The sequence below is a fragment of the Methylomonas koyamae genome (assembly GCF_006483455.1).
Taxonomy (GTDB): domain Bacteria; phylum Pseudomonadota; class Gammaproteobacteria; order Methylococcales; family Methylomonadaceae; genus Methylomonas; species Methylomonas koyamae_B.
Genome location: NZ_PPPU01000005.1, coordinates 43,600 through 56,878 on the forward strand (window position 1 = coordinate 43,600; position 13,279 = coordinate 56,878).

A 13,279-nucleotide genomic window follows, 5' to 3' on the forward strand; every position below is an offset into this window, starting at 1 on the left:
TCCTTAAAATACCAGCAGTTTCAACTTTAATCAGTTTTAGTGCTTTGTTCAATCTCCGAACCTTTTTCCGACAAGGCCTGCGCTTGCTAAACTTCTAACCCATCCAAGCCCAGAACATGTAAAATCGCCGCCTTTCCGTTTTCAGTTTCCCAGCTTATGACCAACTTCAGAGGCACCACAATTCTATCGGTCCGGCGCGGCGACAAGGTCGTGATCGGCGGCGACGGTCAGGTTACTTTGGGCAACACCGTAATGAAAGGCAATGCCAGAAAAGTCAGACGCTTGTACCACGACAAAGTGATAGCCGGTTTCGCCGGCGCCACTGCCGACGCCTTCACCCTGTTCGAACATTTCGAAGGCAAACTGGAAAAACACCGCGGCAACCTGACCCGCGCCGCTGTAGAAATGGCCAAAGACTGGCGTACCGATCGAGCCCTGCGTAAACTGGAAGCACTGCTGATCATCGCCGACAGCAAAACTTCCCTGGTCATCTCCGGCACCGGCGACGTAATCGAACCGGAACACGATTTCATCGCCATCGGCTCCGGCGGCGCCTTCGCCCAAAGCGCCGCCCGCGCCTTGCTGGAAAATACCGAACTTAGTGCGCGCGACATCGTCGAAAAGGCCTTGAATATCGCCGCCGACATCTGCATTTATACCAACCACAACTTACGCATCGAAGAATTGGACGCCGAACCGCAAGCGGCGCCGCAAGAGTAAACCATGAGTCAAATGACCCCGAGAGAAATCGTCAGCGAACTGGACAAACACATCGTCGGTCAGGCCGACGCCAAGCGTTCAGTCGCCATTGCCTTGCGTAACCGCTGGCGCCGTAGTCAGGTCGCGCCCGAGTTGCGCGACGAAATCACGCCGAAAAACATCCTGATGATAGGCCCGACCGGTGTCGGTAAAACCGAAATCGCCCGCCGCCTGGCCAAACTGGCCAATGCGCCGTTTATCAAGATTGAGGCCACCAAATTCACCGAGGTCGGCTACGTTGGCCGCGACGTGGAATCCATCATCCGCGATCTGATCGACAGCGCAGTAAAAATGACGCGGGTATCGGCCATGGAAAAGGTGCAAAACCGCGCCGCCGACGCCGCCGAAGACAAAGTACTGGACATTCTTTTGCCGCGGGCCGAGGGCGGCATGCTGTCGGATACCGAGGAATCCACCCGGCAGAAAATGCGCAAAAAATTGCGCGAAGGTGATTTGAACGATAAGGAAATCCAAATCGACGTGTCCGCACCGTCGGTCGGCGTCGAAATCATGGCGCCGCCGGGCATGGAAGAAATGACCAGCCAGTTGCAGGGCATGTTTCAGAACCTGAACAGCGGCCGCACCAAATCGCGCAAACTGAAAATCAAGGACGCGCTGAAACTGCTTCAGGAAGAGGAAGCCGGCAAATTGGTCAACGAAGAGGAAATCAAACAATCGGCGCTGGAAGCGGTTGAACAGCACGGCATCGTGTTTCTGGACGAGATCGACAAGATTTGCAAACGCGCGGAAACGGGCGGCGGCGAAGTCTCCCGCGAAGGCGTGCAGCGCGATTTGCTGCCGCTGGTCGAGGGCAGCACCGTCACCACCAAATACGGCATGATCAAGACCGACCATATCCTGTTCATCGCCTCCGGCGCGTTCCATTTAACCAAACCGTCCGACCTGATCCCGGAGCTGCAAGGCCGTTTTCCGATCCGGGTCGAGTTGAACGCACTCAGCGCCGACGACTTCGTCCGCATTCTGACCGAACCGGATGCGTCCTTGACCGAGCAGTACCAAGCCTTGCTAAAAACCGAAGGCGTCGATCTGCAATTTACCGCCGACGGCATCAAACGCATTGCCGAACTGGGCTGGCAGGTCAACGAAAAGACCGAGAACATCGGTGCCCGCCGCCTGCATACGATTCTGGAAAAACTGCTGGAAGACATTTCCTTCAGCGCGCCAGATCTGCCGGAGAAATCGGTCGTCATCGACGCCGCTTACGTCGACGCCCACCTATTAGAACTGGCCGACGACGAAGACTTGAGCCGCTACATTTTATAACCGACCATGCGCGTAGCCATCACTCCCTGCCATTGCCAACCCACCGAAATCAAGCTGCACAAAGTGTCGGCGATTTTGGAAATCCATTTCGACGACGGCAGCATCTTCGAGATGCCCAGCGAGTATCTGCGGGTTTTCACCCAATCCGCGGAAGCGGTCGGCCACGGCCCCGGTCAGGAAACTCTGCAGACCGGCAAGGAAGACGTCACCATTACCGACATTCAGCCGGTCGGCAATTACGCGGTGAAACTCATCTTCAGCGACGGCCACGACACCGGCATTTATAGCTGGGACTTGCTGTACAAGCTGGGTTCCGATTTCCCGCTGCTCTGGTCGGCTTACCTGGAAGCATTGCAAGCCGCCGGCATCAGCCGCCGCTCGCCCTTACACAACTGAATCGAATCATGACAAACGACAATACCACCCATTTCGGCTTCAAACAGGTCCCCAAGGCAGATAAAGTCGCGCTGGTGCGCGGCGTTTTCGATTCGGTCGCCCGCCAATACGACGTGATGAACGACCTGATGTCGCTCGGCATCCACCGGATTTGGAAACGGGTTGCGGTGCAACTGGCCAATGTTCGCGAGGGCGATAAGGTTTTGGACTTGGCCGGCGGTACCGGCGACCTGACCTTGCTGTTCGAGAAACGGGTCGGCAAATCCGGCCAGGTGGTATTGGCCGACATCAATTCGGAAATGCTGCGCACCGGCCGCGACCGCTTGATCGACAAAGGCGTTGCCGGCAATATCCGCTATGCCCAGGTCAACGCCGAATGCCTGCCGTTCGCCGACAATACCTTCGACTGCGTGACAATAGGCTTCGGCTTGCGCAACGTCACCGATAAGGACGCCGCATTGCGTTCGATGTACCGGGTTTTGAAGCCGGGCGGCCGCGTCATCGTGCTGGAGTTTTCGCATCCGATCGACCCGATCACCGAAAAAGTCTACGACTTTTATTCGTTCAACATCCTGCCGAAAATCGGCGCCGTGGTGGCCAAGGACGAGGACAGTTACCGCTATCTGGCCGAATCGATCCGGATGCACCCGAAGCAGGACGAATTGAAGCAAATGATGGAAAACGCCGGCCTGGAGCGTTGCGAATATTTCAACATGACCCAAGGCATCGTTGCCGTGCACCGGGGTTACAAGTTTTAAGCCGACCTACGGACCCGGTAGCGAGATTCGAAGATGGCTCTGCAACAGGCGCAATATCCGATCAGCGAAGCCGATTGGCGACCGACGCACTCCTCTCTCGACGACAATATCAGCTTCGACAGCGTCGGTCTGAGCTTAGCCGTCGCCGATTTATACCATCGGATCGATAACGAAGACATGCGGGATTATCTGCAGCAACAACAGCAGCAGCAGGCTCAATAAATGCCCGGCTCGCTTAAACCACTGCTGATATCCGCACTCGAAGCGGCACTGGTCCGCTATCTGGCGCTGGACAGCCACAGCGAACAATATCTGGCGCCGATGGCGGGCAAGGTCATTGAATTGCGGATCGATACCTTCGGCAGCAGCCTGTTTTTATGTCCCGGCAGCGACACTATCCGTATCCTGGACAGTTATCCGGCGGCGGCCGACGCCACCCTGAGCGGTTCCTTATCGTCGCTGGGCCTGATGGGCCTCAGCGCCACGCCGATGCGTTCGCTGTTCAAGGGCGAAGTGCGCCTGGCCGGCGACGTACAACTGGCCCGCAAATTCCAGCGCCTGTTCGAAAAACTCGATATCGATCTGCAGGGCAAACTGGCCCGCGTCACCGGCGAGCGACTGGCGCGGCAACTGGGCGATATCGTTCGCGGCGGCCAACGCTGGACCGGTCAAAACCTGCATACGCTGCGGCTAAACCTGGAAGAATTTCTGCAGGAGGAAACCCGCGAACTGCCGGCCAAGGCCGAAGCCGAATTGCTGTTCCGCGGCATCGACGCCTGCCGTAGCGATTGCGACCGCCTTGCCGCCCGGCTGGATCGGCTGACCACAACTTCCGACAACACCTCTGAGTCTGACTAAAGGACCGCCACCGTGATTCGCCCCAAAATACTGCTACGCCTGATGCATATCAATTGGGTGATGATGTTTCACGGTCTGGACGAAATCGTACTCAGAACTCATCTGTTCCGACCGATCCGGTTTCTGGCGTTCTTTTCGCCGAATTACTGGACCCGCAACTCACGCGAACCGCGCGGCGTACGTATCCGTCGTACCCTGGAAGACCTGGGGCCGATTTACGTCAAATTCGGCCAGACCCTGTCGACCCGCAAGGATTTGCTGCCGGAAGACATCGCCGAAGAATTGGTCAAATTGCAGGACCGGGTGCCGCCGTTCTCGATCGACACCGCCCGCAAAATCATCGAACAACAGCTCGGCCAATCGATAGAGGAAGCGTTCGCCGAATTCGACTCGACGCCGCTGGCCTCGGCCTCGGTGGCCCAAGTCCATACCGCAACGCTACCCAGCGGCGAGAAAGTCATCGTCAAGGTACTACGGCCCGACATCGAAGACAAAATCCATTCCGACGTCGGCTTGTTGTACGAACTGGCCCGCCTGGCCGAACGCTTCTGGGCCGACGCCCGCCGGCTGCGGGCAATGGAAATCGTTGCCGAATTCGAGAAAACCATACTCGACGAACTGGACCTGGTCCGCGAAGCCGCCAATGCCAGCGCGATCCGCGCCAATTTCAAAAACTCGGAGATGCTTTACATCCCGGAAATCCATTGGCCATTGACCCGGCGGAAAGTACTGGTGATGGAACGCATCTACGGCGTCCCGGTCGGCGATATCGATGCCTTGCGCCGCGGCGGGGCCGATTTCAAAAAGCTGGCCGAGCGCGGCGTCGAAATTTTCTTCACCCAGGTGTTCCGCGACAATTTCTTTCATGCCGACATGCATCCCGGCAACATTTTCGTGCAACTGCCGGATAAATACCTGGCCGTGGATTTCGGTATCGTCGGCAGCTTGTCGGACAGCGACCAGCGTTATCTGGCCGAAAACTTTCTGGCGTTTTTCAATCACGACTACCGGAAAGTGGCGAAAATGCACATCGAATCGGGCTGGGTGCCGCCAACCACCCGGATCGAGGAATTCGAAGCGGCGATCCGCGCGGTATGCGAACCGATTTTCGAAAAGCCGCTGAAGGACATTTCCTTCGGCCTGCTGTTGCTGCGCCTGTTCCAGACCGCGCGTCGGTTCGACATGGTGGTACAACCGCAACTGGTACTGCTGCAAAAAACCCTGCTCAACATCGAAGGCCTGGGCCGCCAGCTTTATCCGGAATTGGACCTGTGGCAAACCGCCAAGCCGTTCCTGGAAAACTGGTTCAAACAACGCATCGGTCCGGAAAAGAAAATCAAGGAATTGCTGGGCAAGTTTCCGGAAATCGGCGAACAACTGCCGGAAGTGCCGGGCCTGGTGTTTCAAGCCCTGCAAAGCGCCGCGCATATGCAGCAGCAATTGCAACACCAGCAAAAGGAAATGATCCAACTGCGCAAACAACTCAAGCGCAACAACACCCGCACCCTGCGCGCCATCTTCGGCGCCGCGGTGCTGATTACGGCAGCGCTGATCCTGCAATCGCCGTTGTTGCGGGGCTGATTCGCCGCGACATTTCGGCTCCGACTTATTACAGGCTCGAACGCTGGGCCAACTTGCCCACCTCAGAAACTATATTTCGCCGAAAACTGCACCCGTTGCAGCACCCCGTCGCGGCCGTCGATCAGTTCTCGGTCGGCATAGGTGTATTCCACGCCCAGCATGGCCTGGCTGACCGGGCTCCATAACAAATTCGCGTGCAGCGATTGCACCTGCCGGGTCAATACCGGATTGGCATAGTACGGATAGTCGGTTTGGGCGAAGCCGTAAGTCAGGCTGGAACGCCATTGCTTGTCCCACCAATGCTGGTAGGCCAGCATAGCGCCGTAGCTCTCCGACAACTCTATCGCGCCGTGGCTATCCAGCGCCGCATCGGCGAAGGTGTTGGTTGTCGACACGTAACGAGCATCGCCCTTGCCGTAATGCGCCATGAAACGGATGTTATCCAGGCCGACGGTATTGATCCTGCCGGATAAATTGACACCGCCGCCCCAAGCATCCTGGCGATAACCGTTGCTGCTATTGGTGTAACGCAACTGCCTGCCCAATGCGGCCAGCGACATGTTGCCCCATTCCGGATTCAAATTCAGGCGAGCAACCAAATCCGGATAGCGATCCGCGTTCGGCGTCGTCCAATAGGCGGCATCCAGATTAGGATCGCCGGCCGCCGCCCGGTTCGCGCTTCCCGTCTCCAGATGGTTATCCACCCATAGCCGGCTGCGCGGCGTTTCCAGCGCCAATAGCCCTTCCATCGGCGTATCCAGCCAGGTAAACGGCTCGGTCCAGCGCACCAGAGGCTGACGCAGACTAGCCAGGGCGCCGGCCGAGCCGCCCACATCCAGGTTGTCGGGCAAAGCCGACGCGTTCAAAAACGTAGTCCAGGTTTGGCCGGCCAGCAGATGGCCGAACGAACCGTAGGCATGGCGCAAGCGCGGCGTATAACTATAGGTGGCCGGATCGCCGTAAAAATCCAGTTCGACGAAGGTGTTGACGTCGCCCCACTCACTCGGCGTAAACGACTTGAACCACAAGCGGCTTTCCTTGGCGTGGAAAGCAATCTGGCTACGTTCGCCGGCAGCGCCGACCGGAATTTGCGACATCGCCAATTGCTGGTCGCCCAAACGGTCGCGACCGGCGCTGACGCTGTTGAACAGCAGGTCGGTTTTGACAAATCCGCCCAGACCTAACGAAGTATCGGTCCCCGGAATTTTGAATGTGCCTTTAGTATCGCCAACCGTTACAACCGCTTTTTCCTTGGAATTACCGGCGCCGGCGGCCGAGGCCGGTAATGGCTGAACGCCCGCAGCCCCGACCAAATTGGCTTGTGGCGATTGCTGCTCGCTTTTATAGACCTTCAGCGCCTGCTCCAACTGGCCGATGCGCTGATTGGACTGCGCCACCTGCTGTTTCAAGTCCTCGATCTGCCGGCTCATCGCCCCCAATAGAGCCTTGATGTCGTCGTCCGCTGCCGCCGAACCGGACAACGCTCCGCACAAGGCAAGCAGCGCCGCCAATTTCAGTAAAAAATTGCCCGCTCTACTCACACTAACCTCCCAGCTTGCGGAACAAGGCGTGGCACGAGGTACAGGTGGTGTTGATTTCATGCAGGTTGTCGCTGATTTGATCGATACGATTCGATTCGGCTTGCTGTTGCAACAAGCCCATTTCGCTGCGCAGTTTTGCCGCCAACGCCCGAAACGCGGTTTGTTCGTCAGCGGTAAGGTTCAGACCGGGCAGGCTGGCGATGATGGCGTCGACGTTCGCCGACAGGCTATGCGCAGTCTCGGCAATCTGCCGCGCGTACTTGCGCCGCTCGGCATCGATTTGGGTCTCTGTCATAAATCGCTCATGCATCAGGCTGTCCATTCGATCCATCAGTTCACGTAATTTGCCGTCGCGAACCGCATGCAGGGCCGGCGTTCCGGTTTGGCTCCAACCGCTTGAGCTACTCAAGTTTTTTGGCTCCGGCGCCGAACAGGCCGCCGCTGCCGCGGATAAAACGAGTATCGGGTAAATTTTTTTCATGGTGAAAGCCCCCTTTGGGCTGGCTGCGTGCAGGCGCAAAGCGTCAACGCCGGAACGCCGGGAAAACGCTGCGGAAACATGCCTTAATCATAGTGTGGATATTGTTATTCAGACCTCGGCAGTTTAGGTATCATGCCCTTCCGTTTACAACTACAGGAACCGGCCAATGACGCTTTTCGATACGTTGTCGCAGCATTCGGCGCATTTACCCGATGAATTGCAAGCCTGGGCCGGCGATTTTTGCGCCAGACTGACCGAGGTTTCTAGCCCCGAGCATCTGGCCGCATTCGGCGACGACCGCTTCCGCGCTTCGGTATTGAAGGTTTGCGCCTGCAGCCAGTTCATCAGCGACAACTGGCTGCGCCACCCCGGTCTGCTGCCGGAACTGATCGACTCGGGCGACCTGTTCGCCCCGCTACGCCGGCAGGACTACGCCGCCGCGCTGGCGCCGAGCGCGGTCTCGGCCGATTCTGAACCGACTCTGGCCCGCGCGTTGCGGCTGTTTCGGCGCCGGGAAATGGTCAGAATCGCCTGGCGCGATCTGGCCGGCTGGTCCGATCTGGACGAAACCCTGGCCGATCTGACCGCACTAGCGGAAACCTGCATCCAGACCGCGCTGGATTTTTTATACCGCCAGGCCTGCCAGCGCTGGGGCACGCCGACGCTGGCCGCCGGTACTCCGTTCAATATCGTGGTATTGGGCATGGGCAAACTCGGCGCCTGGGAGCTGAATTATTCGTCCGACATCGACCTGATTTTCGCCTACGCCGAGGACGGCGTACTGAGCGGCAAAAAAGAAATCAGCTACGAGGAATTCTTCACCCGGCTATGCCGCTCGCTGGTGAAAATGCTGGACGAAATCACCGTGGACGGTTTCGTGTTCCGCACCGACGTCCGGTTGCGACCGTTCGGCGACAGCGGCCCGCTGATCATGAATTTCGACGGCATGGAACAGTATTACCTGACCCAAGCTCGGGAATGGGAACGCTACGCGATGATCAAGGCGCGCCAAGTGGCGGGCGATTTCGTCAGCGGCAAGCAACTGGCGGCGATGATCAAACCCTTCGTTTACCGGCGTTATCTGGACTACGGCGCCTTCGAAGAATTGCGTTCGTTGAAATTCCAGATCACGCAGGAATTGCGGCGCAAAGACCGGATGGAAAACGTCAAGCTCGGCCCCGGCGGTATCCGAGAAGTGGAGTTCATCGGCCAGGCCTTCCAACTGATCCGCGGCGGCCAGGACGTCGCGCTGCAGCAACGGGAAATCCAGACTGTATTGGACGTACTGCGCGATTTGCAATTGATGGGCGACGACGACGTCGCCACGCTGAAATTCGGTTACCGCTTTCTGCGCCGGGTGGAAAACCACATCCAGGAATACCAGGACAAACAAACCCACGATTTGCCCGCCGAGCCGCGGGCACAGCTGTTGCTGGCCTATTCGCTGGATTTCGCCGACTGGCAGGAATTCAAGCAGGAACTGGATCGGGTGCGTGCCTCGGTCCACGAAATTTTCGAACAGGTGTTCTCGCTCAGCGACCAGGACAACAAGCGGCAAAGCGCGCGCCTGATCTGGACCGCCGGGGCCGACGACGAACAGGCGCTGGAGGCGCTGGCCGATTACGGTTTCGCCGACCCGCTAGCCATGCAAAAAGCCGTCGCCGATTTCAAGGACTCCCACGCAGTAAAACGCATGACCGCCAAAGGCGCCGGCGTGCTGGACCGGCTGATGCCGAAGCTGATCGAACAGGTTGCCGGCAGCGAGCATGCCGACACCACCTTGCTGCGCATCTTGCAACTGTTCGAAGCCGTATCCGGCCGTAACGTCTATCTGGCCTTGCTCGCGGAAAATCCCGATGCCTTGCAACAACTGATCACGCTGGCCGCGGCCAGTCCCTGGATCTGCGAGTATCTGGCACAGTATCCGATCTTGTTCGACGAACTGCTGGACACCCGCTCGCTGTACGAGCCGTTGCAGAAACAGGCCTTGCGCGAAGACTTGCAGCGGGCGCTGAATAAAGTCGACCAGCAGGACGGCGAACAGCTGATGATTGCGCTGCGCCAGTTCAAACACCTGAACGTGTTGCGGGTCGCCGCCGCCGACATCATGGGCGCGATTCCGGTGATGATCGTCAGCGATTATCTGACCTGGATCGCCGAAGCGATTCTGGAGCAGGTACTGGAACGGGCCTGGCACATGCTGGCCGCCAAACACGGCTGCCCGCCCGGCACCGGACCGGACCCGGCGGCTTTCGCCGTGATTGCGTTCGGCAAATTCGGCGGCATCGAGCTCGGTTACGGCTCCGACCTGGACCTGGTGTTTCTGTACGATTGCGCCGACGGCAACGCTACCACCGACGGCGAAAAACCGATCGGCACGGCCCAGTTCTATTTGCGGCTGGGCCAGAAAATCCGCCATATCCTGGATACCAAGATGCTGTCCGGCGTGCTATACGAGGCCGACCTGCGGCTGCGGCCGAACGGCGACTCCGGCTTGCTCGTAACCCATATCGGCCACTACGAAGCCTATCTGCGGGACCAAGCCTGGACCTGGGAACACCAGGCCCTGGTGCGCGGCCGTTTCGTGGCCGGCGACAAGCATTTACAAGCCGATTACGAAGCGATTCGGGCCCGAATTCTGGCGCTGCCGCGCGATCCGGCCGAATTGCAGACCCAGGTGCGGGAAATGCGGGAAAAGATGCGCGACAATCTGGCGCCGAAAGACCCGGCGGTATTCGACCTGAAACACAGCGCCGGCGGCATCGCCGACATCGAGTTCATCGTCCAATACTCGATTCTGGCCGGCACCGCACACTATCCGGACCTTGCCACCTACACCGACAACGTGCGTCTGTTAGCAGGCTTGCAACAGCACGGTTTGATGCCGGCCGCTGACGCAGACTTGCTGAAGCAAGCCTACTGCGCTTACCGGGATTACGGCCACCACCAGGTCCTGCAAGGACTCAGCGCCACCGCAGACGGCGCCGAGTTTGCCGAATTGCGCGGCGAAGTCGAGCGGCTGTGGCGGCACTATATGCTGTGAACGGTTTCCGGTGTAAACCGCAAGCCGGGTGCAACAGTAATCCGTTGCGGCGACCCCGTGCTATGATGCCTTAGATCGCCCTGCCCGAGCGGGTAGCGACTGGAGGAATTTGATCGGCCAAACCGGACGGCAACGTTGACTAACCGCTGTTGGGGAGGCTCAAATATGACGCGACGTTGGCCAAGATTCGGTGGACTTGGCGCGGTTGCGACCGGTTTGGCGCTCGGGGTCGCGCCGACGGCGAAAACGAGCGCGGAAGTCGGCGAGGTTTACCGGCCGGCATCCACCCCGGAAGCGGCAGCAACAACCAAAAACGTCGCCGACATGGACATCGACGAACTGGTCGGCGTCAAGGTCTCGCCGTTCGAAGTGTCCAGCCAACTCGACCGCGGTTACAGCGCATCCAATTCGGTATCCGGCTCCCGTTTCGATTCGCCGATCCGCGAGCTGCCGTTCGCTTTGCAGGCCTTCACCGAGTCGTTCATTGCCGACCAGAAACCGCGCGACATTTTCGATATCGCCCGCTATTCGCCCGGCGTCACCTACCGCAGCAACGATTTCAACGAAGGCAATGCCAATCTGGCCATCCGCGGCTTCACCGTGGGCTCGCTGGCCGGCGGCAATATCCAGATCCTGCGTGACGGCGTGCACGGCCCTTCGATATTCGACTTCACCAATATTTCCCGGGTCGAGGTGGTTAAAGGCCCGGCCTCGTTTTTATACGGCCAGGTCGCGCCGGGCGGCATCGTCAACGTCATCACCAAACAACCGCAGCGCCGGTTTGCCGCCAGCGCCGACGCCCGCTACGGCTCTTACGGCGAATACCGCTTCGATGCCGACGTCACCGGCCCGGCCTCCGCCACGCTGGCCTACCGCCTGGCGGCGTCCTACGACCAGGACATGCATTACTGGGACGCTTACGACGCCCATTCCTGGAACCTATCGCCATCCCTGCTGTGGCAGCCTAGCGACCGGCTCAGCGTCTCGCTGAAATTCGAACACTTCGAAAAGATCGAAGAACCGCAATTGATGCAAAAACCCGGCTACAGCACCTGGGCCGGACTGATCCCCAGCACGGCGGACCCCAACCTGTCCGGCGTCGACGTGCCGGGGCTGGCGGACACCTGGAACAGCATGGCCTATAGCGACTTCCGCCACAGCAAAACCAATAATTTCAGCAGTTGGATCGACTTCAAAGCCAACGAACACTGGAATCTGCGCGCCGGCTATTCGCATCTGGAATACGATATCGACGCCGTGTTCAGCGGCAACCTGGGGATGTCGAACAACGCCACGCTAATACAAGGCCGGCGGGTACGGCTGCAAAACTATACCAACCGCGACGACACCATCGAAATTCAGGGCGTCGGTAAATACGACCTGGGTTTCGCCAGCCTGCGCTTGTTGCTCGGCGGCCAGTATGTCGACCGCAATTTCCACCGCAATGCCGGCCAGGCGCCGAACGATCCGGCCTTGGGCAACAACCCGATCGCCTCGCCGCTGCCGCGGTGGGACTTGGGCAACCCGGCAACCTGGAACCGGAATACCGCGATTCCGCTATCGGCCTTGACCGCCGGCCGCTTCAACCAGGACGTCGGCGCCGTTGACAAATCGGTTTACGGCGGCGGCACCCTGGGCCTGTTCGGCGACCGGCTACTGGCGTTGGCCGGCTGGCGCTGGACTTCCACGACCAGCCAAGTCAGCGACGGTCTGACCAATGTCGCCCAACCGCAAACCAGCGTCAGCAAACTCACGCCCCAGTACGGCCTGCTCTACAAAATCACGCCGGAATGGACCGCCTTCGCCACCTATGCCGAATCCTTCGTTCCCGCCACGTTTTTGGTCAACAACCTGGACGGCAGCCGCGGCATCCCTGTACCGAGCGAAGGCCGCGGGGTCGACATCGGCCTGAAAGCCGACCTGTTCGCCGGCCGCCTGTCGAGCACGCTGACCTTCTTCGACATCGAAAACAAAAACATCGTCAACGATCTGGCCGTAACCGACGGCTTGGGTATCACCACCATCTACGGCGTCCCCACCGGCAAGCAACGCTCGCGCGGTATCGAATGGGACGCTACGGCCAGGCTGGCCGAGAACTGGCAGTTGTACCTGTCCTACAGTTTCATGGATGCCAAAATTACCGAATTCACCGGCAACGACGCCGCCATCCTGGCCCAGGATCCGAACACGCTGGACGCGACCGGCCGCGCCTATTACAAGAACGCGTGGCGCTTTCACAATGCGCCGCTACAAATGAGCGCGCCGCATCTGGCCAATCTGTGGACCCGCTACGATTTCGACGCCGGCCCGCTGCAAGGGCTGCATATCGGCGGTGGCGTCAACTTGGTGTTCGACCAGACCTTGTTACCGGACACGCCGAGTTCGGCCTACCAGACCTACGCCCTACTGAATGCCTTGGTCGGTTACACCTGGCAAGTGGGCGGCCACAGCATCAGCGTCGACCTGATCGGTAAAAACCTGCTCGACGAACATTACCGGCCGTCGCAGAGCAGCCGCGGTCGACCGCAAGAGTTGATGGTCAACTTTTCGGTCAAGTACTGACTGCGGCGGCACGAGC

The 13,279-nt window shown here is 59.0% G+C and carries 11 protein-coding genes; 9 read left to right on the forward strand and 2 right to left on the reverse strand.

Going from position 1 to position 13,279, the window contains the following annotated elements:
• Positions 1–156 precede the first annotated feature (156 nt).
• From hslV to ubiB, 7 genes are read left to right on the forward strand one after another with little or no spacing between them, the layout of a single operon-like run.
• On the forward strand, positions 157–720 hold the full coding sequence (gene hslV / locus C2U68_RS01915) for an ATP-dependent protease subunit HslV (protein ID WP_140910818.1): 564 nt from the start codon (positions 157–159) through the stop codon (positions 718–720).
• Between the two features lie 3 nt (positions 721–723).
• Positions 724–2,043 (forward strand): ATP-dependent protease ATPase subunit HslU, encoded by a 1,320-nt coding sequence (gene hslU, locus C2U68_RS01920; RefSeq protein WP_140910819.1) that lies wholly within the window; start codon positions 724–726, stop codon positions 2,041–2,043.
• A 6-nt stretch (positions 2,044–2,049) separates the two neighbouring features.
• A complete protein-coding gene (locus C2U68_RS01925) occupies positions 2,050–2,439 on the forward strand; it encodes a gamma-butyrobetaine hydroxylase-like domain-containing protein (protein WP_140910820.1) in 390 nt (129 codons plus the stop codon).
• 8 nt (positions 2,440–2,447) lie between these two features.
• The gene (gene ubiE, locus C2U68_RS01930; protein ID WP_140910821.1) at positions 2,448–3,197 is read left to right on the forward strand and encodes a bifunctional demethylmenaquinone methyltransferase/2-methoxy-6-polyprenyl-1,4-benzoquinol methylase UbiE; all 750 of its coding nucleotides are present in this window, start codon (positions 2,448–2,450) and stop codon (positions 3,195–3,197) included.
• 33 nt (positions 3,198–3,230) lie between these two features.
• Complete coding sequence (locus tag C2U68_RS01935; protein ID WP_140910822.1) at positions 3,231–3,419, forward strand: hypothetical protein; 189 nt, start codon at positions 3,231–3,233, stop codon at positions 3,417–3,419.
• Positions 3,420–4,055 carry an SCP2 domain-containing protein gene (locus C2U68_RS01940; protein ID WP_140910823.1) on the forward strand — a complete coding sequence of 212 codons (636 nt, stop codon included), beginning with the start codon at positions 3,420–3,422 and terminating at the stop codon, positions 4,053–4,055.
• Positions 4,056–4,067: 12 nt separating this feature from the next.
• The gene (gene ubiB / locus C2U68_RS01945) at positions 4,068–5,636 is read left to right on the forward strand and encodes a ubiquinone biosynthesis regulatory protein kinase UbiB (RefSeq protein ID WP_140910824.1); all 1,569 of its coding nucleotides are present in this window, start codon (positions 4,068–4,070) and stop codon (positions 5,634–5,636) included.
• A 62-nt stretch (positions 5,637–5,698) separates the two neighbouring features.
• Here ubiB and C2U68_RS01950 read toward each other — a convergent pair whose 3' ends face one another.
• Both C2U68_RS01950 and C2U68_RS01955 read right to left on the reverse strand, forming a co-directional pair.
• On the reverse strand, positions 5,699–7,177 hold the full coding sequence (locus C2U68_RS01950) for a porin (RefSeq protein WP_260839177.1): 1,479 nt from the start codon (positions 7,175–7,177) through the stop codon (positions 5,699–5,701).
• A 1-nt stretch (position 7,178) separates the two neighbouring features.
• Positions 7,179–7,586, reverse strand: coding sequence for a cytochrome c (locus C2U68_RS01955; RefSeq protein ID WP_186289471.1), 408 nt, complete (start codon positions 7,584–7,586; stop codon positions 7,179–7,181).
• A gap of 238 nt (positions 7,587–7,824) precedes the next feature.
• Here C2U68_RS01955 and glnE point away from each other — a divergent pair, with 238 nt between their 5' ends.
• Both glnE and C2U68_RS01965 read left to right on the forward strand, forming a co-directional pair.
• Positions 7,825–10,701 carry a bifunctional [glutamate--ammonia ligase]-adenylyl-L-tyrosine phosphorylase/[glutamate--ammonia-ligase] adenylyltransferase gene (gene glnE, locus C2U68_RS01960; protein WP_140910827.1) on the forward strand — a complete coding sequence of 959 codons (2,877 nt, stop codon included), beginning with the start codon at positions 7,825–7,827 and terminating at the stop codon, positions 10,699–10,701.
• A gap of 165 nt (positions 10,702–10,866) precedes the next feature.
• Positions 10,867–13,263, forward strand: a complete 2,397-nt coding sequence (locus C2U68_RS01965) for a TonB-dependent siderophore receptor (RefSeq protein WP_140910828.1) — start codon at positions 10,867–10,869, stop codon at positions 13,261–13,263.
• Positions 13,264–13,279 lie beyond the last annotated feature (16 nt).

Coding starts and splice junctions, on each gene's coding strand:
- hslV (WP_140910818.1), top strand. CDS start 157: ATGACCAACTTCAGAGGCACCACAATTCTATCGGTCCGGCGCGGCGAC.
- hslU (WP_140910819.1), top strand. CDS start 724: ATGAGTCAAATGACCCCGAGAGAAATCGTCAGCGAACTGGACAAACAC.
- C2U68_RS01925 (WP_140910820.1), top strand. CDS start 2,050: ATGCGCGTAGCCATCACTCCCTGCCATTGCCAACCCACCGAAATCAAG.
- ubiE (WP_140910821.1), top strand. CDS start 2,448: ATGACAAACGACAATACCACCCATTTCGGCTTCAAACAGGTCCCCAAG.
- C2U68_RS01935 (WP_140910822.1), top strand. CDS start 3,231: ATGGCTCTGCAACAGGCGCAATATCCGATCAGCGAAGCCGATTGGCGA.
- C2U68_RS01940 (WP_140910823.1), top strand. CDS start 3,420: ATGCCCGGCTCGCTTAAACCACTGCTGATATCCGCACTCGAAGCGGCA.
- glnE (WP_140910827.1), top strand. CDS start 7,825: ATGACGCTTTTCGATACGTTGTCGCAGCATTCGGCGCATTTACCCGAT.
- C2U68_RS01965 (WP_140910828.1), top strand. CDS start 10,867: ATGACGCGACGTTGGCCAAGATTCGGTGGACTTGGCGCGGTTGCGACC.